The 272-nt window shown below is 65.1% G+C and carries 1 protein-coding gene; it reads right to left on the reverse strand.

Annotation, left to right across the window (positions count from 1 at the left end; all coding sequences use genetic code 11):
• The coding region (locus ACZ3HH_RS30030) for an aldose epimerase family protein (protein ID WP_465810220.1) at positions 1–272 on the reverse strand (272 nt) is incomplete at both ends.

The raw sequence follows: 272 nt of genomic DNA on the forward strand, positions 1-272 counted from the left end.
CGCCATGCAGCGCATTGGCACCGTCATTGGTCGCCAGCTGATAAGTTGTGCCGTCCAGCGTGAACCGGCCCCTGGCCAGTCGATTGGCAAAGCGGCCCACGGTCGCGCCGAAAAATTCGCGCTTGTCGACATAGTCTTTGAGCGTCGCCGGCCCGAGCGTAACGTCGGCCAGGGTTCCGTGCCGGTCGGGCACCCATAGCTGCTGCAACGCCGCGCCCCAGGCAATGACCACCGCCTTCACTCCATGGCGGTTGGTCAGGGTTACGGCGGGT

This window comes from Pseudomonas sp. PME37.24/025 (assembly GCF_055556615.1).